The 24,873-nt window shown below is 71.0% G+C and carries 21 protein-coding genes and 1 tRNA gene; 9 read left to right on the plus strand and 13 right to left on the minus strand.

Features of this window, described 5'->3' with window-relative positions; all coding sequences use genetic code 11:
* The first annotated feature begins 14 nt into the window (after positions 1-14).
* The 5 genes from SCK26_RS24005 to SCK26_RS24025 all read left to right on the plus strand — a co-directional run bounded on the left by SCK26_RS24005 (position 15) and on the right by SCK26_RS24025 (position 6,630).
* Positions 15-1,337: an ABC transporter substrate-binding protein gene (locus SCK26_RS24005; protein WP_318203385.1), complete on the plus strand. Its 1,323-nt coding sequence runs from the start codon at positions 15-17 to the stop codon at positions 1,335-1,337.
* Between the two features lie 328 nt (positions 1,338-1,665).
* Positions 1,666-2,658: a sugar ABC transporter permease gene (locus SCK26_RS24010; RefSeq protein WP_318203386.1), complete on the plus strand. Its 993-nt coding sequence runs from the start codon at positions 1,666-1,668 to the stop codon at positions 2,656-2,658.
* Positions 2,659-2,672: 14 nt separating this feature from the next.
* Positions 2,673-3,593 carry a carbohydrate ABC transporter permease gene (locus tag SCK26_RS24015; RefSeq protein WP_318203387.1) on the plus strand — a complete coding sequence of 307 codons (921 nt, stop codon included), beginning with the start codon at positions 2,673-2,675 and terminating at the stop codon, positions 3,591-3,593.
* A 415-nt stretch (positions 3,594-4,008) separates the two neighbouring features.
* Positions 4,009-5,451 (plus strand): GH1 family beta-glucosidase, encoded by a 1,443-nt coding sequence (locus SCK26_RS24020; RefSeq protein WP_318203388.1) that lies wholly within the window; start codon positions 4,009-4,011, stop codon positions 5,449-5,451.
* Positions 5,452-5,574: 123 nt separating this feature from the next.
* Complete coding sequence (locus tag SCK26_RS24025; RefSeq protein WP_318203389.1) at positions 5,575-6,630, plus strand: LacI family DNA-binding transcriptional regulator; 1,056 nt, start codon at positions 5,575-5,577, stop codon at positions 6,628-6,630.
* A 108-nt stretch (positions 6,631-6,738) separates the two neighbouring features.
* Here the strand turns inward: SCK26_RS24025 and SCK26_RS24030 are convergent.
* From SCK26_RS24030 to SCK26_RS24045, 4 genes are all read right to left on the minus strand, one after another.
* A tRNA-His gene (locus SCK26_RS24030) sits at positions 6,739-6,811 on the minus strand.
* A gap of 107 nt (positions 6,812-6,918) precedes the next feature.
* Positions 6,919-7,521, minus strand: coding sequence for an oligoribonuclease (orn, locus tag SCK26_RS24035; RefSeq protein ID WP_318203390.1), 603 nt, complete (start codon positions 7,519-7,521; stop codon positions 6,919-6,921).
* A 119-nt stretch (positions 7,522-7,640) separates the two neighbouring features.
* Positions 7,641-8,864: a helix-turn-helix domain-containing protein gene (locus SCK26_RS24040; RefSeq protein WP_318203391.1), complete on the minus strand. Its 1,224-nt coding sequence runs from the start codon at positions 8,862-8,864 to the stop codon at positions 7,641-7,643.
* A gap of 379 nt (positions 8,865-9,243) precedes the next feature.
* Complete coding sequence (locus SCK26_RS24045; protein ID WP_318203392.1) at positions 9,244-9,513, minus strand: hypothetical protein; 270 nt, start codon at positions 9,511-9,513, stop codon at positions 9,244-9,246.
* Positions 9,514-9,828: 315 nt separating this feature from the next.
* On the opposite strand from SCK26_RS24045, the gene SCK26_RS24050 reads away from it, so the two are divergent.
* Together SCK26_RS24050 and SCK26_RS24055 are read left to right on the plus strand one after the other, a co-directional pair.
* Positions 9,829-10,356: a universal stress protein gene (locus SCK26_RS24050; RefSeq protein WP_318203393.1), complete on the plus strand. Its 528-nt coding sequence runs from the start codon at positions 9,829-9,831 to the stop codon at positions 10,354-10,356.
* 127 nt (positions 10,357-10,483) lie between these two features.
* Positions 10,484-11,044: a hypothetical protein gene (locus SCK26_RS24055; RefSeq protein ID WP_318203394.1), complete on the plus strand. Its 561-nt coding sequence runs from the start codon at positions 10,484-10,486 to the stop codon at positions 11,042-11,044.
* A 70-nt stretch (positions 11,045-11,114) separates the two neighbouring features.
* On the opposite strand, the gene glmS is transcribed toward SCK26_RS24055, so the two are convergent.
* Positions 11,115-12,932, minus strand: coding sequence for a glutamine--fructose-6-phosphate transaminase (isomerizing) (gene glmS / locus SCK26_RS24060; protein ID WP_318203395.1), 1,818 nt, complete (start codon positions 12,930-12,932; stop codon positions 11,115-11,117).
* A gap of 72 nt (positions 12,933-13,004) precedes the next feature.
* Positions 13,005-13,262, minus strand: coding sequence for a hypothetical protein (locus SCK26_RS24065; protein WP_318203396.1), 258 nt, complete (start codon positions 13,260-13,262; stop codon positions 13,005-13,007).
* A gap of 165 nt (positions 13,263-13,427) precedes the next feature.
* On the opposite strand from SCK26_RS24065, the gene SCK26_RS24070 reads away from it, so the two are divergent.
* Positions 13,428-14,990, plus strand: a complete 1,563-nt coding sequence (locus tag SCK26_RS24070; protein ID WP_318203397.1) for a metallophosphoesterase family protein — start codon at positions 13,428-13,430, stop codon at positions 14,988-14,990.
* A gap of 25 nt (positions 14,991-15,015) precedes the next feature.
* Here SCK26_RS24070 and SCK26_RS24075 read toward each other — a convergent pair whose 3' ends face one another.
* Entirely contained in the window at positions 15,016-15,888 is an 873-nt protein-coding gene (locus tag SCK26_RS24075) for a DUF4429 domain-containing protein (protein ID WP_318203398.1), read from the minus strand.
* 83 nt (positions 15,889-15,971) lie between these two features.
* On the opposite strand from SCK26_RS24075, the gene SCK26_RS24080 reads away from it, so the two are divergent.
* Complete coding sequence (locus SCK26_RS24080; RefSeq protein WP_318203399.1) at positions 15,972-17,582, plus strand: beta-N-acetylhexosaminidase; 1,611 nt, start codon at positions 15,972-15,974, stop codon at positions 17,580-17,582.
* Between the two features lie 68 nt (positions 17,583-17,650).
* On the opposite strand, the gene SCK26_RS24085 is transcribed toward SCK26_RS24080, so the two are convergent.
* The 6 genes from SCK26_RS24085 to SCK26_RS24110 form a co-directional block, all read right to left on the minus strand.
* On the minus strand, positions 17,651-19,420 hold the full coding sequence (locus SCK26_RS24085; protein WP_318203400.1) for an IucA/IucC family siderophore biosynthesis protein: 1,770 nt from the start codon (positions 19,418-19,420) through the stop codon (positions 17,651-17,653).
* Complete coding sequence (locus tag SCK26_RS24090; protein WP_318203401.1) at positions 19,417-19,941, minus strand: GNAT family N-acetyltransferase; 525 nt, start codon at positions 19,939-19,941, stop codon at positions 19,417-19,419. Before SCK26_RS24090 ends, SCK26_RS24085 begins: the two co-directional genes overlap by 4 nt.
* Positions 19,938-21,251, minus strand: a complete 1,314-nt coding sequence (locus tag SCK26_RS24095; RefSeq protein WP_412080776.1) for a lysine N(6)-hydroxylase/L-ornithine N(5)-oxygenase family protein — start codon at positions 21,249-21,251, stop codon at positions 19,938-19,940. The genes SCK26_RS24090 and SCK26_RS24095 overlap by 4 nt, the downstream gene beginning before the upstream one ends.
* Complete coding sequence (gene desA / locus SCK26_RS24100) at positions 21,208-22,674, minus strand: lysine decarboxylase DesA (RefSeq protein WP_318203403.1); 1,467 nt, start codon at positions 22,672-22,674, stop codon at positions 21,208-21,210. Before desA ends, SCK26_RS24095 begins: the two co-directional genes overlap by 44 nt.
* Before the next feature lie 117 nt (positions 22,675-22,791).
* Positions 22,792-23,637 (minus strand): siderophore-interacting protein, encoded by an 846-nt coding sequence (locus SCK26_RS24105; RefSeq protein ID WP_318203404.1) that lies wholly within the window; start codon positions 23,635-23,637, stop codon positions 22,792-22,794.
* Between the two features lie 52 nt (positions 23,638-23,689).
* Entirely contained in the window at positions 23,690-24,736 is a 1,047-nt protein-coding gene (locus SCK26_RS24110) for an ABC transporter substrate-binding protein (protein WP_318203405.1), read from the minus strand.
* Positions 24,737-24,873: the final 137 nt, after the last annotated feature.

The raw sequence follows: 24,873 nt of genomic DNA on the forward strand, positions 1-24,873 counted from the left end.
CAAGGAGTAGTGGAATGCGCATCACCCGTACCGGCGGTGGTCACGGCCGCAGAGCAGCGGTCGTGGCCACGACGGCCCTGACCGCCTCCGCCCTGCTGCTGACCGGCTGCAGCAGCGACGACGGCGAGTCGGGGGACACGGACGCCAACGGCAACATCACCCTCACGGTGGCCGACTACGGACAGTTCGGCTACAAGGAAGCCAAGCTGTTCGAGAAGTACCACGAGCTGCACCCGAACATCACGGTCAAGGAAGAGACCACCGCCAGCGAGCAGGACTACTACCCGAAGCTCCTTCAGCAGCTGAACACGGGCAGCGGCCTGGCGGACGTCACCGGCATCGAGGTCGGGCGCATCAAGGAGGTCGTCGACACCCAGGCGGCCAAGTTCACCGACCTCAGCAAGACGATCAACGTCGCCGACTGGGTGTCCTGGAAGGCGAAGCAGGCCACCGCCAAGGACGGCACGGTGATCGGCGCCGGCACCGACATCGGCCCGATGTCCCTGTGCTACCGCAAGGACCTCTTCGAGAAGGCGGGCCTGCCCACCGACCGCGCGGCCGTCGCCAAGGCCGTCGCCGGCGGCTGGGAGGACTACCTCAAGCTCGGCGAGCAGTACAAGAAGAAGGCGCCGTCCGGCACGTACTTCATGGACTCCGCCTCCGCGATGTACAACGCGGTCGTCTCCTCCTCCGGCAAGCAGTACTACGACGCCGACGGCAAGGCCGTCTACAAGGACAGCCCGTCCGTCCAGCAGGGCTGGAACCTGGCCGCGGAGGCCGCCGACAAGAAGCTCAGCCAGGGCCTGCCGCAGTTCACCGACGCCTGGTTCGCGGCGCTGCGCAAGGGCAGCGTGGCCACCGTGGCCTGCCCCGCCTGGATGTCCACCCAGATCGTCACCTACTCCGGTGACAGCTACAAGGGCAAGTGGGACATCTCCCGCGCGCCCGGTTCCACGGCGGCCAACTGGGGCGGCTCCTTCCTGACCGTTCCCAAGAGCGGCAAGCATGTCAAGGAGGCGAGCGAGCTGGTCAAGTGGCTGACCGCCCCGGAGCAGCAGGCCGCGGTGTTCAAGGCCGCCGGCATCTTCCCGTCGAACCAGAAGGCATACGAACTGCCGGACGTGAAGAACGCCAAGCTCCCGTACTTCAGTGACGCCCCCATCGGCGAGATCTACGCCGGAGAGGCCAAGACCATCCCCGAGGCGGTGCTCGGCCCGAAGGACGGCGTGATCAAGGACACGATCTCCACCCAGATCAACAACATGGAGCAGCGGGGCACCAAGCCCGACGACGCCTGGAAGGCCGCGACCGAGACGCTGGACAAGGCGCTCGGCTGACCGGCCCGGGTGCGGGCGGCCCTCCGGCCGTCCGCACCCCGCCCGCACCAGGCCCCCCGTCCCCGCCGCCGGACAGCGCAGACCGGCGCGCGGCACGGGGACCGAAGGCCCGTGCGGGTGAGCGCCCGACGACGTGGAGCGGTGCCCGGCACAGGGCGCCGCCGCGGCGTCACCGGCGGGGACCGGCGGCCGACGGCCGGGCTCCGCCTCACACGCACGTCAGGCCGCGGCACGGGTCGTTCGCCACCGTACCGATCCGCGCGGGGAGCGGCGGACCGGCCCCGGACCCGCCCCCACCGGCCGAAACCTTCAGGGAAGGACTCCCTCCGTGGCAACGACAACCCCCTCCCGGGGTGCCTACACCCCGCCGCCCGGCGGCTCCGGCGCAGCGTCGAGCGGACGCGGCACATGGCGCAGCCGGCTGTGGCGCTTCGACGACAAGGCGTCGCCGTACGCCTACATCGCCCCCTTCTTCCTGATCTTCGGCGCCTTCGGGCTCTACCCGCTCCTCTACACCGGCTGGATCTCCCTGCACCGGGTGGAGATGACGGGCCTGGACCAGTCCGAGTGGGTCGGCCTGGACAACTTCGCCAGGATCCTCCAGGACGCCGAGTTCTGGACGGCCGTCTTCAACACCTTCGTCATCGGCGTCATCTCCACCGTCCCGCAGCTGCTGGTGGCCCTGGGCCTGGCCCATCTGCTCAACTACAAGCTGCGCGCCAGTACCTTCTGGCGGACCGTCATCCTCACCCCGTACGCCACCTCGGTCGCCACGGCCGCGCTGGTCTTCGCGCTGGTCTTCCGCGCCGACGGCGGCATCCTCAACTGGGTGCTGCACTTCTTCGGCGCCGGCAACATCAACTGGGGCAACGGGACCTGGACGTCCAAGATCGCCATCTCGGTCATCGTGATCTGGCGGTGGACCGGCTACAACGCCCTCATCTACCTGGCCGCGATGCAGGCCGTGCCCAGCGATCTGTACGAGGCCGCGTCCATCGACGGGGCGTCGCGCTGGCAGCAGTTCCGCAAGGTGACCATTCCCTCGCTGCGGCCGACGATCCTGTTCACCATCGTCATCTCGACCATCGGCTCGATGCAGTTGTTCGGTGAGCCGCTGCTGCTCCAGGGCGGCACCCTCGGCTCGATCGGCGGCAGCGAGCACCAGTACGAGACGCTCAGCATCTACCTCTTCAACTACGGCTGGAAGCTGGGGCATCTGGGACCGGCGGCGGCCGTGGCCTGGGCCATGCTCGTCCTGCTGCTGCTGATCGCCCTGATCAACTGGATCGTCGGCCGGTTCATGCGCAAGAACGCGGCCTGACGGGAGCGACATCGATGACCACGACCAGTCCCACCACTTCCTCGCCGGAGCTTCTCCCGGCACCGACCCCCCTCGCCCCCGGCAAGGGCCCGGGCCGCCTGCGCATGGGCGCCGGCCAGCAGTTGCGGGGCGGCCCGTTCACCTACGTCGCCCTGATCGTCGTCGGCCTCGGCTCGGTCTTCCCGCTGTACTGGACGCTGGTGGCCGCCTCGCACGACCAGCAGCGGGTCCTGGACAGCCCCCCGCCGCTGGTGCCCGGCGGCCGGCTGTGGAGCAACCTCCAGGCGGCCTGGGACCAGGCGCACCTGGGCAAGGCCATCGTCAACAGCGTGATCGTGGCCGGCAGCATCACCGTCGCCACCCTGTTCTTCTGCACCCTGGCCGGATACGCCTTCGCCAAGATGCGCTTCCGCGGCCGCAACGTGCTGATGACCGCGGTCATCGCCACGCTGACGATCCCGCCCCAGCTCAGCGTCGTCCCGCTGTTCATGATGATGTCGGACATCGGGTGGGGCGGAAAGCTGGAGTCGGTGATCTTCCCGACCCTGGTCGGCGCCTTCGGTGTCTTCTTCATGCGCCAGTACCTCATCGAGGCGCTGCCGTACGAGCTGATCGAGGCGGCCAAGGTGGACGGGGCCAGCAACATCCGCATCGTGTGGAGCGTGGTGCTGCCGGTGGCCCGGCCCGCGATGATGGTGCTGGGCATGCTCACCTTCGTCCAGGCATGGAACGACTTCTTCTGGCCCTTCCTCGCGCTGAGCCAGGAGGACCCCACCATCCAGGTGGCGCTCGGCCAGCTCAGCGCCTCCTACACGCCCGACCAGAGCATCGTCATGGCCGGTGCGCTGATCAGCACCCTGCCGCTGCTGCTGGTCTTCGTGATCTTCGGCAAGCAGATCGTCGGGGGGATCATGGCGGGCGCGGTCAAGGGCTGACCGGCCCCGCCGCCGGGCCGGCCCCCGCCGCGGGGCCGGCACGCCGCCGGACGGACCCACCGCGCGAACGCGCGTCCGGTGCGCGCCTGCGTTCGCCGGCCTCCGCCCGCGGTATCCGTCCCGCGTCCGGTGCGCGTCCGCGCCCGCCGGGCCTCGCCTCCCGTACCCGTCCCGCGGCCGGTGCGCTCCCGAGCACGCCGGCCCCCGTTCCCGTCCCGTGTCCCACCGCCGGCGCGCGCCCCGCCCGCCGGCCCACCCCTCGTGCCCGGTCCGGTACCGCCCACCTCCTCCATCCGCCCCGCAGCGGGCGTACCGGACCGGGCACCCCCGGCCCCACCGGGGCCGCACCTTCCTCCCGCACCGCCGGACCGCCGTCCGCCGTCCGTTTCCTCTTCGCTTTGGGAGCGCCCTCACCATGACCGCCGTACGACCCGAGACCACCGTCCAGCCGGCCTCGGACACCTCCTTCCCGACCGGCTTCGTCTGGGGTGCCGCCACCGCCGCCTACCAGGTGGAGGGTGCCGCCACCGAGGACGGCCGCACCCCCTCCATCTGGGACACCTTCAGCCACACACCCGGCAAGATCCGCAACGGCGACACCGGTGACATCGCCGCCGACCACTACCACCGCTACCGCGACGACGTGGCGCTGATGAAGGACCTCGGCCTCAAGGCCTACCGGTTCTCCATCTCCTGGCCCCGCGTCCAGCCCACCGGCCGGGGCCCGGCCGTCGAGCGCGGCCTGGACTTCTACCGCCGGCTGACCGACACCCTGCTGGAGGCGGGGATCACCCCGGTCGCCACCCTCTACCACTGGGACCTGCCGCAGGAGCTGGAGGACGCGGGCGGCTGGCCGCACCGCGACACCGCCCACCGGTTCGCCGACTACGCCGCCCTCGCCGCCCGCGCCCTCGGCGACCGGGTCGGGCTGTGGACCACCCTGAACGAGCCCTGGTGCTCGGCGTTCCTCGGCTACGGCTCCGGCGTGCACGCCCCGGGCCGGACCGACCCGGCCGCCACGCTGCGCGCCGCCCACCACCTGAACCTGGCCCACGGCGAGGCCGTCGGCGCCCTGCGCACGAACCTGCCCGCCTCCGCGCAGGTCTCCATCACCCTGAACCTGCACCAGGTGCGCCCGCTCACCGACAGCCCCGAGGACGCCGAGGCCGCGCGCCGCATCGACGCGGTCGGCAACCGGGTCTTCACCGGCCCGCTGCTGGACGGCGCCTACCCCGAGGACTTGCTGCGCGACACCGCGCACCTGGTCGACTGGGACGACCTGGTGCGCGCCGGGGACCTGGCGGAGATCTCCCGTCCTCTCGACGTGCTCGGCGTCAACTACTACGCGCCGACCGTGGTCTCGCTGCCCGCCGACGGCGCCTCCAGCACCCGCAACGACGGCCACGGCGCCAGCGACCACTCCCCGTGGACCGGCTCCGAGCAGGTCGCCTTCCACCTCGCCAACGACAATCTGACCGCCATGAACTGGGCCATCGACGCGAGCGGACTGCACACCCTGCTGACCGGCCTGTCCGCCGCGCACCCCGGCCTGCCGCTGATGGTCACCGAGAACGGCGCCGCCTTCGACGACTACGTCTCGCCCGAGGGACGGGTCGAGGACCCGCAGCGCATCGCCTACCTCCACTCCCACCTGGACGCCGTCCGCCGGGCCATCGCCGACGGCGCCGATGTGCGCGGCTACTTCCTGTGGTCCCTGCTGGACAACTTCGAGTGGTCCTACGGCTATTCGAAGCGTTTCGGCGCCGTCTACGTCGACTACGCCACCCAGAGCCGCATCCCCAAGGCCAGCGCCCGCTGGTACGCCGAGGTGATCCGGGACAACGCCCTGCCCGCCTGACGACCGCGCCGCGGCGGGTCCGGCCCGGCACCGGCCGGGTCCGCCGCGGCCCGCGGAATCGAAGGCGCCGCCGTCACGCTGTTACATTCCTGGCCTGACGGCGGTGAACGGAAGGCGGCGACCATGGCAGGCAACGGTGTGAGGGGCCGGGGCGGCCGGCGGCCCACCCTGGAGGAGGTCGCCGCGCGGGCCGGGGTCGGACGGGGCACGGTCTCCCGGGTGATCAACGGCTCGCCCCGGGTCAGCGACGCCACCCGCGCCGCGGTCGAGGCGGCCGTCGCCGAGCTGGGCTACGTCCCCAACACCGCCGCCCGCGCCCTCGCCGCCAACCGCACCGACGCCATCGCGCTGGTCGTTCCCGAGCCGGAGACCCGGTTCTTCGCCGAGCCCTACTTCTCCGACATGCTGCGCGGGGTCGGCGCGGAACTGTCCGACACCGAGATGCAGTTGCTGCTGATCTTCGCGGGCAGCGACCGGGAGCGGCAACGGCTGGCCCAGTACCTGGCGGCGCACCGGGTGGACGGCGTGCTGCTGGTCTCCGTGCACGCCGACGACCCGCTGCCCGACCTGCTGGCCGAGCTGGAGATCCCGGCCGTGATCAGCGGCCCGCGCTCGCCGGCCGAATCGCTCACCTCGGTGGACTCCGACAACTACGGCGGCGCCCGCGCGGCCGTGGAACACCTGCTGTCCCGGGGCCGCCGCCGGATCGCGCACATCACCGGCGCGCTGGACGTCTACGGCGCCCAGCGCCGCGCCGACGGCTACCGCGACGCCCTCGCCGAGGCGGGCCATCCGGCGGACGAACTCCTCATCGAGCCGGGCGACTTCACCGAGGAGGGCGGCCGGCGCGCGATGACCACGCTGCTGACCCGCCATCCCGACCTGGACGCGGTCTTCGCCGGCTCGGACGTGATGGCGGCCGGCGCCCGCCAGGTGCTGCGCGAGGCGGGCCGCCGCATCCCCGAGGACGTGGCGCTGGTCGGCTACGACGACTCGGCGATCGCCCGCCACATGGACCCGCCGCTCACCAGCGTCCGCCAGCCCATCGAGGAGATGGGCCGCGCGATGATCGACCTGCTCCTCACGGAGATCGCCGGCCGGGGCCCGGCCGCGGCGCGGGCCACGGCCCCCCGCCGGGCGGTGCTGCCGGTGCAGCTGGTCGTCCGGGCGTCGTCGTGACGCACCTCGCCGGCCGGGCCCGCGGCCCGGCCGGCGAGGGCGACGGAGGGGAAAAACGAATCAGCCGGTGACCCGTCATTTCGACGGAGTCACCGGCTGATCACTCGGGGTGAGTGACGGGACTCGAACCCGCGACATCCTGGACCACAACCAGGTGCTCTACCAGCTGAGCTACACCCACCACGACCGGCGGTGGAACTTGTCGTTTCCCCGACCGGCCGAGAAGAAGTCTACAGGGTTCTCAGGGGTGCTCGCGCACACGTTTTCGCGGGGACGGCGGCGGGGCGGCTACGGCGCGGGGACGACGTGCCGGGCGGCGATCGCCTTGGCGGTCTCGGAGTCCGGGCCGGGCTGGGGCACGAAGACGGCCTCGCGGTAGTAGCGCAGCTCGGCGATCGACTCGCGGATGTCGGCGAGCGCCCGGTGGTTGCCGTTCTTCTCCGGGCTGTTGAAGTACGCCCGCGGATACCAGCGGCGGGCCAGTTCCTTGATCGAGGAGACGTCGACGATCCGGTAGTGGAGGTAGTTCTCCAGGGTCGGCATGTCCCGCAGCAGGAAGCCGCGGTCGGTGCCCACGGAGTTGCCGCACAGCGGGGCCTTGCCGGGCTCCTTCACGTGCTCGCGTACGTACGCCAGGACCTGCTCCTCGGCGTCCTGGAGGGTCGTGCCGCGCTCCAGCTCCGCGAGCAGCCCGGACGCGGTGTGCATCTGACGCACCACCTCCGGCATCGTCTCCAGCGCCCGGGCCGGCGGACGGATGACGATGTCCACCCCCTCGCCGAGTACGTTCAGCTCGGAGTCGGTGACGAGGGCGGCCACCTCGATGAGCGCGTCGTCGGACAGCGAGAGGCCGGTCATCTCGCAGTCGATCCACACCATGCGATCGTTCATGCGACCACCCTAAAGCGCACCTCAGCTTTTGCGTGCCCCCGTGTTCCGCGCGCAGGGCCGTCGTAGCGGTCGCGGAGCCGGGAAAGGGGGCGGGACGTGCCCGCCCCCTTCCGGTGCGCTCAGTTGCCGCTGCGCGGTCCCGGCAGCAGGCCCACCGCGCCCGCCGGGGCGCGGCGGCTCTGGAGCGGGACTCCGCCGTCGCGGTGCTCGTGGAGCAGCGCCGGGACGGGGCCGCTCACCGGGCCCGGACCGGACAGGCCCGCGGGCGCGCCCTGCGGTCCGTTCACCGGCACCGCCGGCTCCGGCTCACCCGGCTTGTCGCCCTGCGGCCGGCGGGCGCGGTAGGCGGCCCGGTAGGCGGCGGGGGACGAGCCGAGCTGGCGGCGGAAGTGGCCGCGCAGGGCCACCGGGGAGCGGAAGCCGCAGCGGCCCGCCACCTCGTCCACCGAGTAGTCCGACGTCTCCAGCAGCCGCTGCGCCTGGAGCACCCGCTGCGTGATCAGCCACTGCAACGGCGCGCTCCCGGTGAGCGAGCGGAACCGGCGGTCGAACGTGCGGCGGCTCATATAGGCGCGTGCCGCCAGCGTCTCCACGTCGAACTGCTCGTGGAGGTGTTCCAGCGCCCAGGCGACGACCTCGGCGAGCGGGTCGGCGCCGATCTCCTCGGGTAAAGACCGGTCGAGGTAGCGCTCCTGCCCGCCCGACCGGCGCGGCGGGACCACCAGGCGCCGGGCGAGCGCGCCGGCCGCCTCGTTGCCGTGGTCCGTCCGCACGATGTGGAGACAGAGGTCGATCCCGGCCGCCGTGCCCGCCGACGTCAGCACATCGCCGTCGTCGACGAACAGCTCCCGCGGATCGACGTGCACCGACGGATAGCGCTTGGCCAGCGTCGGCGCGTACATCCAGTGGGTGGTCGCCGGTCGGGCGTCCAGCAGTCCGGCCGCCGCGAGCACGAAGGCACCGGTGCACAGCCCGACGATGCGGGCGCCCTCCTCGTGTGCCCGGCGCAGCGCGTCGAGCGCCTCCTCCGGCGGCGGCGAGGTGATCGACCGCCAGGCCGGCACGACGACCGTCCCGGCGCGTGAGATCGCCTCCAGCCCATGCGGTGCCGTGAGTTCCAGGCCCCCCGTGGTCCGCAGCGGGCCTTCCTCGCCCGCGCACACCAGCAGGCGATAGCGCGGTACGCCGGCGTCCTGGCGGTCGATGCCGAACACCGACAGCGGGATGGAACTCTCGAAGATGGGGCCGCCGCTGAACAGCAGCACCGCGACGATCTCCTTACGGCGACGCCCGGACAGCTTCCGGGCTGCGGCATCCTGTGCGGCAGTGGAGTCGTGGCTCATACTGCTAAGCCCCCCTCGGTGGTCGCGGCTCCTCGGTTGTGTCGCTCCTGCACGTTTCCCCTCGGTCCTGCACGAGTCCCCCGCCGTAAAGACAGTCAAGATCGAATTTACTGGCTCCCGCGATACGCGGTGACCAAGTTCGACACGCCGGACATTGTCGACATGACAACTTGGCGTGAAGCATTCGATCACGAAGCGTTGCACTCACGAGGCGTGCAGGGAAGTGCGCCTTGTGGCAGTGGCCAAACCGCATAGGGTGCACGCCGGCCCGCGGACCCTTTCCTTGCAGGTGGAACGGGGATTGGAGGGTGGGTCGGGACCCTCTTGGGCGATATCCAGAAGTTGGCTGAAAAGCAGCGCTCCGAGGCGCGAAAACAGGTCAGTCGACCGGTGTCTGACCTCGGGTGTGACGTCCGCCTCTTTGCGCCGCGCAACGGGCCGCGCAGCGCTCGGACCGGCGCAGCAGCACCCGGCAGGCGGCCGTGACGGCGGTGAGGCCCAGCGCGGTGCCGGCGGTGCCGGCGAGCGAGGTGCCGTACCAGAGCAGGACGACCGGTACGAGCACGCAGCTGAAGGCCGCCCACCGGATCAGCTCGCCGACGGCGTCCGGCGCGGGGCGGGGGTCGCTGCTGGATCGGGGACCGGGCATCTCGTACTCCCTGTGGCGGTGGCTCACGCGGGTTCAACGCGCGTTCGACCGGCCGGTCACCGACCGTACACCTGTGAACGCCGAGCAAACCGCCTGTACGGGGCAGCAACCATTGCGTTACGGGCGCGGCTCGTGCATGCTCCGGTGAACCCCTACGGATGTCGGGGGACCGCTTACGGAGCGTGTGCGGGATCTGGGCTCAGGAGGAGTGCCGCCGTACCCTCGGGGGTATGGGCTTGGGAAGATGGTTCCCGGACACAGCTCCGCCGCACACTGTCGTCCCTTTCCATAAAGGATCACAACGCCGAGACAGCCATGGCCGGTCACGAATTCTTCGAACCCGCGGACCGCAAGCGGCCGGTCGCCGACCCCACGGCGGCCGATCCCCTGGCGGCGGACGCGTCACGCCCTTCCTGCGACCCCGCCTTCCGGCACGGAGTCGTCGTCGGCTTCGACGGCTCCACCTCCAGTGAGCGTGCCCTCGCCTACGCGATCGGCATGGCCCACCGCTCCCACTCCGGCCTGATCATCGTGCACGTCGCCAACCGGCTGCCCACGACCGTGTGGGCCGGCTGCGAACCGCCCGTCTTCGTCGATGTGCCGGACCACCGCACCGAGGTCCTGGGGCTCGAACTGGCCTGCGCGGACTATCTCGCCGAGGTGCCGTGGATCCTGGTCGAGCGGGGCGGGGACATCTGCCACGAACTCGAAGAGGTGGGCCGGGAGTACGAGGCCGACGCGATCGTCGTCGGCTCCACGCACGGCCTCGTCGGCCGGATCTTCGGCTCCGTCGCCGGACGGCTCGCCAAGCGGGCGCGGCGGCCCGTGATCGTCATCCCCTAGAGCACCCCGCGCTCCCTCAACTCCCTTTGCGCGCAAGCGACCTACTGACGCGTAGCAGGTGTCCGTGCCCTGGTGGAGGGCATATACCGGGAATCGCACCACCGCACCTGCACGAAGGGAGCCCGCCGTGGACAACGACGTCTCCGCGGGAAACGTGAGCACCGCCGTGGCCGGCCGGCTGGCCCTCGCCCTCACCCTCTTGGCGTTCGGGCTCGGCACGACCGGGGTCATCCACGGCGTGGACGCCTCCGACACCGTGACCGTGGCGCACTACGTGGGCGGGGTGACCCTCTTCCTCGTCGGTCTGCTGGCCCTGCACGACGGCGCCGCCGCCTCCGGCGCGGGATATGTGGCCCTGGGCGCCCTGTGGTTCGCCTGGGCCGTGTCGGACCGCGGACCGGCCAACGCGGCCGGGCTCTTCCTCGTGCTGTTCGCCCTGGTCGCCCTCACCCTGACCCTCACCGGCCGGGACGGCCTGGGCCGGCTGCTGTACGGACTGCTGTTCCTCGCCATGCTGGTGCTGGCCGTCGCGGCCTTCGCCGGCAGTTCCTTCCTCGCGAGGGCCGGAGGATGGGTGGCCGTCGCCTCGGGCGCGGTGGCCTGGTACGCGGCGACGGCGGCGCTCGCGCACTGGCCGACGGTGGTGTCCCGGCGTGCCGCGGGCCGGCGGGTGACGGCCACCGGCTGACAGCGAGCGGCATGAGAAGGACCCCCGCGTGCACTGGTGGCACACGCGGGGGTCCGTTCTGCTCTCGCGCCTACTCGACCGTGACCGACTTGGCGAGGTTCCTCGGCTTGTCGATGTCCCGGCCGAGCGCCTTCGCCGTGTGGTAGGCGAGGAGCTGGAGGGGGATGCCCATCAGGATCGGGTCCAGTTCGTCCTCGTTCTTCGGGACGATGATCGTCTGGTCCGCCTTCTCCTGGTGCTGGTGGGCCACCGCCAGGATCTTGCCCTCGCGGGCCTTGATCTCCTCCAGGGCCGCGCGGTTCTTCTCCAGCAGGTCGTCGTCGGGGACGATCGCGACCGTGGGCAGGGCCGGCTCGATGAGGGCCAGCGGGCCGTGCTTCAGCTCGGAGGCGGGGTAGGCCTCGGCGTGGATGTAGGAGACCTCCTTGAGCTTCAGGGAGGCCTCGCGGGCCACCGGGTAGCCCCGGACGCGGCCGATGAAGAGCATCGAGCGGGCGTCGGCGTAGCTCTCCGCCAGCCGCTTGATCTCCTCCTCCTGCTTGAGGATCTCGGAGATCTGCTGCGGCAGCTTGCGCAGGCCCTCGATGATCCGCTTGCCGTCGCGCACCGACAGGTCGCGGGTGCGGCCGAGGTGCAGCGCCAGCAGCGCGAAGGCCACCGTGGTGTTGGTGAAGCACTTGGTGGAGACGACGCAGACCTCGGGACCGGCGTGGACGTAGACACCGCCGTCGGCCTCGCGGGCGATCGCCGAGCCGACCACGTTGACCACGCCGAGGACCCGCGCGCCCTTGCGCTTCAGTTCCTGCACGGCGGCCAGGACGTCGTACGTCTCACCGGACTGCGAGACGGCGATGTACAGGGTGTCGGGGTCCACGACCGGGTTGCGGTAGCGGAACTCGGAGGCGGGCTCGGCGTCGGCGGGGATGCGGGCCAGCTCCTCGATCATCTGGGCGCCGATCATGCCCGCGTGGTACGAGGTGCCGCAGCCGAGGATCTTCACCCGGCGGATCCGCCGGGCCTCGCGGGCGTCCAGGTTGAGGCCGCCGAGGTGCACGGTGGAGAACCGGTCGTCGATGCGGCCGCGCAGCACGCGGTCCACGGCGTCGGCCTGCTCGGAGATCTCCTTGTGCATGTAGGTGTCGTGGCCGCCCATGTCGTACGACTCGGCCTCCCACTCCACCGTGGTGGGCTCGGCGGTGGTGCGCGTGCCCTCGGTGGTGTAGGTGCGGAAGTCGTCGGCCTTGAGGGTGGCCATCTCGCCGTCGTCGAGGGTCACTATCTGGCGGGTGTGGGTGACCAGCGCGGCGATGTCGGAGGCGACGAACATCTCCTTCTCGCCGATGCCGAGGACGACCGGGGAGCCGTTGCGGGCCACCACGATCCGGTCCGGGAAGTCGGCGTGCAGGACGGCGATGCCGTAGGTGCCCTCGACCAGCCGGACCGCTTGGCGGACCTTGTCCTCCAGCTTCTCGGCCGTCGAGCGGGCGATCAGGTGGGTGAGGACCTCGGTGTCCGTCTCGGAGAGGAACTCCACGCCGTCCGCCTCCAGCTTGCGGCGCAGGTCGGCGGCGTTGTCGATGATGCCGTTGTGGACGACGGCCACCTTCTGGTCGGCCGACATGTGCGGGTGGGCGTTCACGTCGGAGGGGACGCCGTGGGTGGCCCAGCGGGTGTGGGCGATGCCGGTGGTGCCCTTGAAGCGCGCCGGGACCTTGGCCTCCAGGTCGCGCACCCGGCCCTTGGCCTTGACCATCTTCAGGCCGGGCGTCTTCGGGGAGGTGACGACGAGGCCCGCGGAGTCGTAGCCGCGGTACTCCAGGCGCTGGAGGCCCTCCAGGAGGAGGGGGGCGACGTCACGCTTCCCGATGTATCCGACAATTCCGCACATGTAGAGAGATATCCCTTGACTGTCGCTGGTCCGGGCCGAGTGGGCCGGGCTGTCCTGGGCGGGCCGCGGCCGTCAGCCGTAGACCATGCGGCGCAGCTGCCTGAGCGTCAGCTCCGGCGGCGCCACCGCCCGGTACTTCAGGTCCGCCTCGATCCGCTGGAAGATCTCCGCGTTCAGCAGGCCCTGGGCCTGGAGTTCGCGGTGGCGGCGACGGACGTACTCCTGGGTCGTCTCGTCGAAGTAGGCGAGCACGTCCTGGACCACGCGCAGTGCCTCGCCCCGGTTCAGGGGCGTGGACCGCGTCAGATGATCTACGAGTTCGTCGTGCACCCGGTAGATCCTGGGGTACCCGCGCCGGTTTCGCAAGAATCGTGCCCGATTCCGGGCAGAGGGCTGTTGAAACTCTTATGGCGCCCTGTTCGCCCGCCGTCCATCCGGAGTCCCGTATCCCGTTGCCCGAGCCGACCAGTTTCAGACGCCATGGACATTCCTCGTATGGGCGTTCCCGAGAAGCTGGCCGAGCGCATGAGCATGGCCGAACAGCACGAGTACCTGCGCGCCAGATTCTCGCGGCGCACCATGATCAGGGGCGGCGCGGTCACGCTGGGCGCCGTCACCGGTGGCGCGTTCGTGCCGGGTGCCACCGCGCAGGCCGCCGCGCCGGCCCGCCCCGCCGCTCCCGCCGCCCCGGTCGACGGCGCCCGCGTCGCGCCCTTCGGCCGCCACCTGGCCTGGGGCAACGACCCGCGCACCGAGGTCACCGTCTCCTGGCAGGTCCCGGTCGCCGTCAAGAAGCCCTTCATCCGGATCGGCGCCCACCCCTGGGACCTCTCCCGCAAGCTGGAGGCCGAGGTCCGCACCCTGTACACCCCGGCCGGGGTCGGCGCGAGCGGCGACCACACCCAGTACTACCTGCATGCCAGGCTCACCCGCCTGCGCCCGGGCCGGACCTACTACTACGGCGTGGGCCACCAGGGCTTCGACCCGGCCGAGCCGCACCTGCTGGGCACCGTGGGCACCTTCACCACCGCCCCCGCCCACAAGGCGCCCTTCACCTTCACCGCCTTCGGCGACGAGGGCGTCGGTTACCACGGCCTGGCCAACAACAGCCTCCTGCTCGGCCAGAACCCCGCCTTCCACCTGCACGCCGGCGACATCGCCTACGCCGACCCGTCCGGCGCGGGCAAGACCGCCGACACCGGCTTCGACGCGCGCACCTGGGACTCCTTCCTCGCCCAGACCGAGACCGTCGCCAAGCAGGTCCCGTGGATGCCGGCGTACGGCAACCACGACATGGAGGCCTGGTACTCGCCCAACGGCTACGGCGGCGAGGACGCCCGCTGGACCCTGCCGGACAACGGCCCGGACCGGAAGAACCTGCCGGGCGTCTACTCCTTCGTCTACGGCAACACCGCCGTCATCTCGCTCGACGCCAACGACATCTCCTTCGAGATCCCTGCGAACCTGGGCATTTCCGGCGGAACGCAGACCAAATGGCTGGAAGGACAGCTGAAGAAGTTCCGCGCCGCCAAGGACGTGGACTTCGTCGTCGTCTTCTTCCACCACTGCGCCTACTGCACCTCCACCGCCCACGCCTCCGAGGGCGGAGTGCGCGAGGAGTGGGTGCCGCTGTTCGAGAAGTACACCGTGGACCTGGTCATCAACGGCCACAACCACCAGTACGAGCGCACCGACGTGATCAAGGACGGCCGGGTCGTCAAGAAGCTGCCCATCGGCGGCACCGCCTACCCCGAGACCGAGGGCGTGGTCTACGTCACCGCCGGCGCGGCCGGCCGCAGCCTGTACGCCTTCTCCGCTCCCGACACCTACGAGGGCCACGAGCACGAGACCGACTCCGTGGCCTCGTTCGTCAACACCGAGGACGGCAAGGTCCACGAGACCGTCGGCTGGTCCCGGGTGCGCTACCTGAACTACTCCTTCCTGCGCGTGGACGTCAGCCCCGCGCCGAAGGGCCGCCAGGCCACGCTGAAGGTGTCGGGCATCGCCGAGACCGGCGACCGCGTCGACCACTTCACCGTGTCCCGCACGGCCAAGTAGGCCTCCCGGTACGCGGCGGCGGTCCTCACAGGCGCTTGAGGACCGCCTGCTTGGCCAGCGCGAACTCCTCGTCCGTGAGCACCCCGTCGCGGTGCAGCCCGCCCAGCTCCCGCAGCCGCCGCAGCAGCGTGTCGTGGTCGTCCCCGGCCGTCTCCCCGGCCGGCTGCGCCGGAATCCGCCGTGCGTCCGCCCGCGCGGCCGACGGGTGCGGCAGCCGGGCCTGCACCGCCGCCGCGACCAGGGCCATCAGCGGGTCCTTCCGGAACCCCCGCAGCTCGACGGCGTTCGGGTCGTACTTGGGCGGCGCGCCGACCGGTGCGCCGCGCACCAGGAACCGCAGGTGCCCGTTCTCCAGGCCGGCCGCCGGCTGCCACTCCACACCGGTCAGGTCGGCCAGGTCGATGGTGCGCGGACCGGCCGACGCCTTGGACTCCTCCGTCTTCCAGTTCCACTCCAGCCGCACCCGCTCCCCGTCGAAGGCCGCCGTGCCGTCCCCGGCCGAGGCGGACACCGGCAGCGACGGCCCCGGCAGCAGGTACTCGTCCACCGGGCCGGCGGGAACCCCGTCCAGCAGCAGGGCGTTGCGCACTTCGTCGGTGACGTACTCGGCCACGCCGTACCGGTCGGGCTCCACGGCCAGCCGGTAGGGGTCGTGCGGGCCGGCCAGCCGGCCGGCGGTGGCCTGGAGGAGGGGATCGGCGCCGTCGCGCAGCCGCAGCCCGAGCCGCCCCGACTTGCGGCCCTGCTCGAACGAGATGCCGGCCAACGCCTCCAGGGGCACGAGGAGTTCGCCCAGTTCACGCCGGAGCGGACTCACCCCCTTGTCCCGGCCCGGAGTGATCCGCAGCGCGTCGCCGTCGAAGGCCCAAGTGCCGTCCTTCTGGATGATGTCCGCCATATAGGAATTGTTTCACCCGTTCTGCGGGACAGTCAGGGTAGACCCCGTTCGACGGTCACCTCCCCCCACCGATGGGAGCGCATGTGAGACCGAACCACGGCACGACTCCCCGGATCCTCCCCCACCTCCTCGCCACCCTCCTGCTCGCGGCGGTCGGCGTCGTCGCCCTCGACGCGGCCCCCGAGGCCCGGGCCGCCACCCAGGCCCCGCCGATCCCGCTGGACCGCGTCATCCCCGCACCCGCCTCGGTCACCCCGGGCGGCACGCCGTACCGCATCACCCGCGCCACCCGCGTCCGTGTCGACGGTTCCGCCGAGGCCCGCCGCGTCGGCGCCTACCTCGCCGGCATCCTGCGCCGCTCCACCGGCTACCCGCTGCCGCTCACCGGCCACGGCAAGGGCGGCATACGACTCCGCCTGGACAAGGGCGACTTCGGCGCCGAGGGCTACCGGCTGGACAGCGGCGCCGGCGGGGTGACCCTCACCGCGCGCACTCCCGCCGGGCTCTTCCACGGCGTCCAGACCCTGCGCCAGCTCCTCCCGCCGGCCGTCGAGAAGAAGACCGCGCAGCGCGGCCCCTGGCAGATCGCCGGCGGCACCGTGCGGGATCGCCCGCGCTACGCCTACCGGGGCGCCATGCTCGACGTCTCCCGGCACTTCTTCACCGTCGCCCAGGTCAAGCGCTACATCGACCAGCTGGCCCTCTACAAGGTCAACGCACTGCACCTGCACCTCAGCGACGACCAGGGCTGGCGCATCGCCGTCGACTCCTGGCCGCGCCTGGCCACCTACGGCGGCGCCAACGAGGTCGGCGGCGGCCGGGGCGGCCACTACACCAAGGCCGACTACCGCCGGATCGTCCGCTACGCGGCCTCCCGCTACCTGGAGGTCGTCCCCGAGATCGACATGCCGGGCCACACCAACGCGGCCCTCTCCTCCTACGCCGAGCTGAACTGCGACGGCGTGGCACCCCCGCCCTACACCGGCACCAAGGTCGGCTTCAGCTCGCTGTGCGTGCCCAAGAAGATCACCTACGACTTCGTGGACGACGTGATCCGCGAGCTGGCCGCGCTCACTCCCGGCCGCTATCTGCACATCGGCGGCGACGAGGCCCACTCCACCAGCCACCCCGACTACGTCACCTTCATGGACCGCGTGCAGCCGGTCGTCGCCCGCTACGGCAAGACGGTCATCGGCTGGCACCAGCTCACCGGTGCCCGCCCGGCCCAAGGCGCCCTCGCCCAGTACTGGGGCCGGGACCGGACCGGCGCGGCCGAGAAGGAACAGGTCGCCAAGGCCGCCCGCAACGGCACCGGCCTGATCCTGTCCCCGGCCGACCACATCTACCTCGACATGAAGTACACCAACGACAGCCGCATCGGCCTCACCTGGGCGGGCCTGGTGGAGGTGCGGCGCTCCTACGACTGGAATCCGGGCGCGTACCTCGCCGGAGTGCCCGACTCGGCCGTCCGGGGCGTCGAGGCACCCTTGTGGACGGAGACCGTGCGCGACTCCGCCGACATCGAGTACCTGGCCTTCCCCCGGCTCGCCGGAGCCGCCGAGCTGGGCTGGTCGCCGGCCGACCGCCTGGGCTGGGAAGGCTACCGGGCGCGGCTGGCGGCACAGGGCCCGCGCTGGGACAACCTCGGCATCCGCTACTACCGCTCGCCACAGGTCCCCTGGCCCGCACGCTGACCCGGCGACAGCCGACGGGCACCCCGGAAGGACCGTACTTCCCAGGTGCCCGTCCGTTCGCGGGGCCGTCAGAACCGGGCGAGAGGGTTCTTCAGGGTGCCGACCAGCTGGAGCGCGCCGGAGGGGTCGGCGAGGTCCACCATCTGCCTGTTGTCGCGCAGCTGGAGCCGGTTGAGGCAGGACAGCGCGAATCGAGGGGCGAACATGTCGTACTGCCGGAACCGGTCGGCCAGCCGCGGGTTCGCCTCCTGGTACGCGCGGGTGACCTCGGCGACCGTGCGCCAGAAGCCGTCCTCCTCCAGGATTCCCTCGGCGGCCAGCTGCGCGGCGAGGAAGCGGAAGAAGCAGTCGAAGACGTCCGTGAAGATCGACAGCAGCTTCTTGTCCTCGGGAACCTCCACGCGGATGCGCCGCACCTCCGGCGGCAGGTCCGCGTCCGGGTCCATGACGGCGATCTCCTCGGCGATGTCCTTGTAGACCGCCCGCCGCACCGCGCCGTCCCGCAGCACCAGGATCGTGTTCTCGCCGTGCGGCATGAACACCAGGTCATAGGCGTAGAAGCTGTGCAGCAGCGGCACGTAGTAGGCCCGCAGGTACCGGCGCAGCCACTCCACCGGGCCGAGGCCCGACCGCTCGATCAGCGCGCCCGCGAAGGACGCGCCCTCGTGGTCGACGTGCAGCAGCGAGGCCATCGTCGCCAGGGACTCGCCCTCCTCCAGCGACGGCACCGGGCTCTCCCGCCACAGCGCGGCCAGCATCTTGCGGTACGGCGAGTAGCGGTCGGTGGCCCGCTCGTACTCCAGGTGCCGGTAGCCGACCGCGGCCCGCTCCCGGATGATCGACAGACCGCTCGCCTTCAGCACCGGGTCGTCCTCGATCAGCCGGGCCAGCCAGTCGTTGATCGCCGGGGTCGCCTCCATGTAGGCGGCCGACAGACCGCGCATGAAGCCCATGTTGAGGACCGACAGGGCCGTCTTCACATAGTGCTTGTGCGGGGCGCTGGTGTTGAAGAAGGTACGGATCGACTGCTGGGCCAGGTACTCGTCGTCGCCCTCGCCGAGCAGGACCAGCAGGTCGCGGGCCACCTCGGCGGCGAAGGTGACGCTGAGCTTGTTCCACCACTGCCAGGGGTGGACCGGGATGAACAGGTAGTCGGCCGGGTCCAGGCCCCGGTCGGCGAGGCGGGCCCGGAACCGCGCCACCGTCTCCTCGCCCAGCTCCTCGCGCAGGAACGACTCGTACTCGATTCCCACGCCGGCCGTGAAGGCGGCCCGCGAGCGGTGCGCCGCCAGCCACACCAGCCGGACGGGGCTCGCGGTCTCCGGGGCGTACGACAGGTACTCGTGGACGCCGAAGCCCAGCCGGCCGTTGTTCGCGACGAAGCACGGATGGCCCTCGGTCATCCCGGTCTCGATCGCCTGGAACCCGGCGCGCGTCAGCTCCGCCGAGGTCACCCGGGGCTTGGTGAGCTTGTAGCAGGTGCCCGACAGGGTGGAGGAGATCTCCTCCAGGTACACCGGCAGGATCTCGTCGCTCAGTCCCAGGGACTCCTTCAGCTCGATGAAGAAGTCCAGCGCGGCGAGCGGCAGTTCGCCGCCGTCGCGGTGCCGGGTGATCGAGTCGGCGTCGATCTGCCAGTGGTCCAGGGCCCGCCGCACGGCACGGAACCGGTAGGCGGTCAGCCCGTCGTCACTGCGCACCGCGTACCGGCCGCCGTCCTCCTCGGGCGTGATCAGCCGCTCGTGCGCGAACTCGGCGAGCGCCTTGCGCACCAGCAGCCGGTTGGCCTTCGCCCACCGCTCGGGGGACAGATGGGCCACGGCGTCGGCGAGGGTCATGCGGTCACCGCCTTCTCGAACTGCTCACGGGTGCAGAAGCTCAGCAGTGCCCGCTTCTCCGGCTTGTCGATCTCCCGTTCGGGCACGAACCCGACGGCCGCGTTCAGGGCGTGCACCGCCGTGTTGCGCACATCCGGCTCCACCACGACCCGCTCCACCGCCGGGTCGGCGAACAGGTGCGCCATCACGGCGGTGATCACGGCCCGGGTGAACCCGTGCTCCGGGCTGTCCGTGGCCGGGGTCAGGAAGTGCATGCCGACGTCCCCGGGCCGCGCCTCGTACAGCCCCACCAGCTCCCGGCGCGCGGGGTCGTAACGCTCCATCAGGAACACCGGCTCGCCGCCGCGCAGTCCGAACAGTGCGTGATGGTGCTCGTCCGCCGCGATCTCCATATAGGCCCGCTCGACGTCCTGGAGTCGCGCGTCCTGCATCATCCAGAACGCCGCCTTGGGATGCGTGACCCAGGAGTGCAGCAACTCCGCGTCGTTCAGGGGGTCGACGGGACGGAACGTGAAAGTCATACGGCGAACTCCTGGAAGGCGATGGACTTTTCGACCGGGTAGTACTCGGTGCCGAGGAGTTCTCGGATGATGTACGCGTTCCGGTACGCGCCCATGCCCAGGTCGGGGCTGGTGATGCTGTGGGTGTGGACGCCGGCGTTCTGCAGGAAGACGCCGCGGCCGGTGATGTCGACGGCGTAGTTGCGGGCCACGTCGAAGCGGCCGTGGCCGTCGAAGCGGAGGCGGTCGCGGACCGGGGCGAGGAAGGCCGGCGGGGTGTAGTGGTAGCCGGTGGCCAGGACCAGGCCCTCGGTCTCGATCTCGAAGTCCTTGTCCTGCTCGTCCTGGTGGAAGCCGAGGGTGTAGGCGCCGTCCCGGTACGCGGCCGTGCGCAGCGTGGAGTTGGTCAGCAGCCGGGTGGGCACCGGACGGTCGCCGCTCTCGACGTCCTTCTGGTACAGCAGGTCGAAGATGGAGTCGATCAGGTCCGAGTTGATGCCCTTGAACAGGCCCTTCTGCTGCTTCTCCAGCCGGTAGCGGGTCTCCTCGGGCAGCGACCGGAAGTAGTCGATGTAGTCCGGAGAGGTCATCTCCAGGGTCAGCTTGGTGTACTCCAGCGGGAAGAACCGCGGGGAGCGGGTGACCCAGTTGAGCCGGTAGCCGTGGTCGTCGATCCCGGCGAGCAGCTCGTAGTAGATCTCGGCCGCGCTCTGTCCGCTGCCGACGACGGTGATGGACTTCTTCTCCAGCAGCTCCGCCTTGCGGTGCATGTACTGGGAGGTGTGCAGGAAGTCCCCGCCGAGGTCCCGGCACGCCTCGGGGACGAACGGGACCGTGCCGGTGCCCAGCACCAGGTGCCGGGCGCGGTAGGTGTCCCCGGCCGCGGTGCGTACGACGTACAGCTCGTCGTCGTAGGTCACCTCGGTGACCGTGGTGCCGAAGCGGACACTGGTCAGTTTCCCGGCGGCCCAGCGGCAGTAGTCGTCGTACTCGACGCGCAGCGGGTAGAAGTTCTCGCGGATGTAGAACGAGTACAGTCTGCCCTTCTCCTTCAGGTAGTTCAGGAAGGAGTACGGCGAGGTGGGGTCGGCCAGGGTGACCAGGTCGGACATGAACGGGGTCTGGAGGTGGGCGCCGTCCAGGAACATCCCGGCGTGCCACTCGAAGTCGGGCTTGGACTCCAGGAAGACGCCGTCCAGCCCGGCGATCGGCTCGGTGAGGCAGGCGAGGCCGAGGTTGAAGGGGCCGAGCCCGATCCCCACGAAGTCGTAGGTCTCGGTCGGGCTGTCAGGACGCGCGGTCAAGGGTCTCTCCCAGGTACTGCTCGGCATGGCCGGCGATCAGATCGAGGACGGCGGCGATGTCGGCCGTCTTGGTCTCGGGGTTGAGCAGGGTGAACTTCAGGTAGTGGCGGCCGGCCACCTTGGTGCCCGCGACGACGGCGTCACCGGAGGCGAACAGGGCCTTGCGGGCGTAGAGGTTGGCCCGGTCGATCTCGGCCGGGTCGGTGACGGCGGCCGGGACGTAGCGGAAGACGAGGGTGGAGAGGGAGGGTTCGACCACGACGTCGTAGCGCGGGTCGGCGGCGAGCAGCTTCCAGCCCTCCCGGGCCAGGTCGCAGACCTCGTCGAAGAGCTGTCCGATGCCGTCGGCACCCATCGTGCGCAAGGTGACCCACAGCTTGAGCGCGTCGAAGCGGCGGGTGGTCTGGAGGGACTTGTCCACCTGGTTGGGGATACGTTCCTGCACCGCGCGGCGGGGGTTGAGGTAGTCGGCGTGGTAGGTGGCGTGCCGCAGGGTGGCCGCGTCCCGGACCAGCACGGCCGAGGAACTGACCGGCTGGAAGAAGGACTTGTGGTAGTCGACGGTGACGGAGTCGGCGTGCTCGATGCCCTCGATGCGGTCCCGGTACTTCAGGGAGGCGAGCAGTCCGCAGCCGTAGGCGGCGTCGACGTGCATCCAGACGCCGTACTGGGCGCACAGTCCGGCGATCTCCGGCAGCGGGTCGATGGAGCCGAAGTCGGTGGTGCCGGCGGTGGCGACGACGGCCATCGGGACCAGGCCGTCGCGCGCGCAGCGCTCCAGCTCGCGGGCGAGGGCGACGGTCTGCATGCGCTTGTCGTGGTCGACGGGGACGGAGACGACGGCGTCCGGGCCGAGGCCGAGCAGTTTCGCGGACTTCCTGACGCTGAAGTGGCTGACCTCGGAGGCGAAGATGCGCAGTTTCGACAGTGAGGCCCCCTCTTCCCACCCTGCCGGCCCCGGCTTGGCCTCCTCGCGGGCCAGCAGCAGTGCCTGGAGGTTGGACTGGGTGCCGCCGGAGGTGAAGACGCCGTCGGCGGCCGGGCCGAGGCCGATGCGGGCGGTGGTCCAGTCGATGAGCCTGCGCTCGATGAGGGTGCCGCCGGCCGACTGGTCCCAGGTGTCCAGCGAGGAGTTGACGGCGGAGAGCACGGCCTCGGCGAGCACCGCCGGGATGACGACCGGGCAGTTGAGGTGGGCGAGGTAGCGGGGGTGGTGGAAGTAGATCGCGTCCCGCAGGTAGACGTCCTCCAGCTCGTCCAGGACGGCGGCGGTGTCGCCCAGTGGACGGTCGAGGTCGATGGCGTCGACGGCGGGGGAGAGGGCGTCCGCGGTGACGCCGGTGAACGGACGGTCGGTGGTGGCGAGTTTGGCCGCCACCCGCTCGACTCCTTCGGTCACGGAGCGGCGGTAATGCTCCGCCGTGAGGCCATTGAGCAGGTGCGAGCGCATGTGGGGGTCCTCCGAGGGGACGATCCGTGCGGGGTGATCTTAGGTTAGCCTAACCTAAGTTTCTCGGATGGAGGTGTGCCTCTCCCAAGGCCGGAACAGGCCAAAGGAAGGGGCGGGCTACTCGCCCGTCGCGCGGAGCTGTTCCTCCGTCAGGCCCTGGCGCCAGTAGCCGACGAACGTCACGCGCCGCCGGTCCACCCCGCGCTCGCCGACGAAGTGCCGCCGCAGGGACTTGACCCGGCCGGCCTCCCCGGCGAGCCACACGTACGGCCGCTCGGCGCCGGGCAGCGGGGCGGCCCGTAGGGCATCGACGGCCATGGGGGCCCCGTCGTGCCGTACGAGCCACGTGATCTCCGCGTCCGCCTCCGTGCGCACGTCCTGTACGTCCCCGGCGTGCGGCACCTCCAGCCAGGCCCGGACCCGGGTGCCGGCGGGCAGGGACTCCAGGATCGCGGTGGCGGCCGGTACGGCCGTCTCGTCGCCGCACAGGACGACGAGGTCGGTGTCGCCGGGCGGGCGGAAGCGGATCGCGCGGTTGTCGGCGACGGCCGGCCCGAGCAGCAGCACCCGGTCGCCGGCGGCGGCCCCCGCGGCCCAGCGGGAGGCGGGACCGGCGGGCAGGGCGGCGCCGGGCTCGGTGCCGTGCAGGGCGAAGTCGATGTCGATCTCGTCGGGGTCGCGGCGCAGCGCCCGCAGCGTGTACGAGCGCATCACGGCCCGTACGTCGTCCGGAAGTTCCCGCCAGCCCTGCCACCAGCCGTCGCCCAGCTCCAGCGGGACCACCGGCTCGCTCTGCCCGGGGTGCGGCAGGAACAGCGACAGGGACTGGTCGCACCCGTCGGAGTGGAAGGCATGCAGGTCGCAGCCGGTGAAGGTGACCCGGACCAGGGACGGGCCGAGCCGCCTCGTCCGTGCGACCTGGAGGGAGAAGAAACGGAACGGGGCGGCTACGGCCGTCGTCATGTGGGGCTCCTGAGGGCGGTTTTCAGGGCGTTGTGGGGGGCCGGGCCGTCGGTCAGCCGACCTTCTTGGCCTTCTCCAGGGCCTCGGCCAGGTTCGTGAGCAGCGGCACGCACTTGTCGTAGGAGAGGATCGGCTCGGGGGAGCGGGAGATGACCTGGCCGGCCTTCACCGCGGGCAGCTTCTTCCAGGTGGCCTTGGTGATGTCGGCGGGCTGGATGGCCGAGGAGCGGTCGTCCATCATGATGATGTCGGCGTGGTACTTGTCGACGTTCTCCCAGCTGAGCGACTCGTACCAGCCGCCGCCCTGCTTCTTGGCGCTCTCCGGGGGCTCCACGAAGTTCACGCCGAGGGACTTGAAGTACTCCAGGTCGATGGAGAGGTTGCTGCCGGAGACGTAGAACAGCTGGTCGCTGGCGCTGCCGGCCATCACCTTGAGGTCCGGCTTGGCCTTGGCGGCGGCGCGCAGCCGGGCGGCGGCGTCCTCGAAGCGCTTCTTGGCGTCGGTGACCTTGGCGGCCTTCATGTCCGCGCCGAGCGACGCGGCGAGGTCCCACATGCGCTGCAACGGCTGGGTGAGCGCGCGGTCGTAGACGGAGATGCCGACGCTGGGGGCCAGCTGCGCGATCTTCTTCTTCGACTCCTCGGGGACGTACCAGAGGGTGCCGGTGCCGTCGAACATCGTCGAGATGAGCACGTCCGGGGCGAGGGAGGCGTACTTCTCGATGTTGAACTGGCCCCAGGCGTTGCCGAGGACGGTCACCTTGCTGATGTCCATGTCGCCGGCCTGGACGTCCGGCTTGCCGTCGGCGGTCTTCGTCGGGCCGAACACGCCCTTGACCTGGATGCCGTAGTCGTACAGCGCGGCGCCGACGCCGGTGAACGCGACGATGCCCGCGGGGACCTTGTCCAGCTTCACGGTCGTGCCGCGGTCGTCCTTGAACGACCAGGGGCCCGACCCGCCCGCACCCGCGCTCCCGCCGGAGCCGCCGTCTTTGCCCTTGTCGTCCCCGCAGGCGGCGAGCGCGGCCCCGAGACCGAGGGCGCCGCCCGCGGCGAGCAGTCCGCGGCGGGAGAGATGGGTGGCACGGGCAAGGGACATGGGTATGACTGCTTTCGACCCGGGGCGAAGAGCCCGCCGGACAAGTTCGAAGGTAGGTTAGCCTAACCTCATCTGATGTCCAGGGGGTGGGGTGAGGACGCGCCCCGGGGCCGGCGCCGGGCTCCGGGTTCGGCGGC

The sequence above is a fragment of the Streptomyces sp. SCL15-4 genome, assembly GCF_033366695.1.
Classification (GTDB): Bacteria; Actinomycetota; Actinomycetes; order Streptomycetales; family Streptomycetaceae; genus Streptomyces.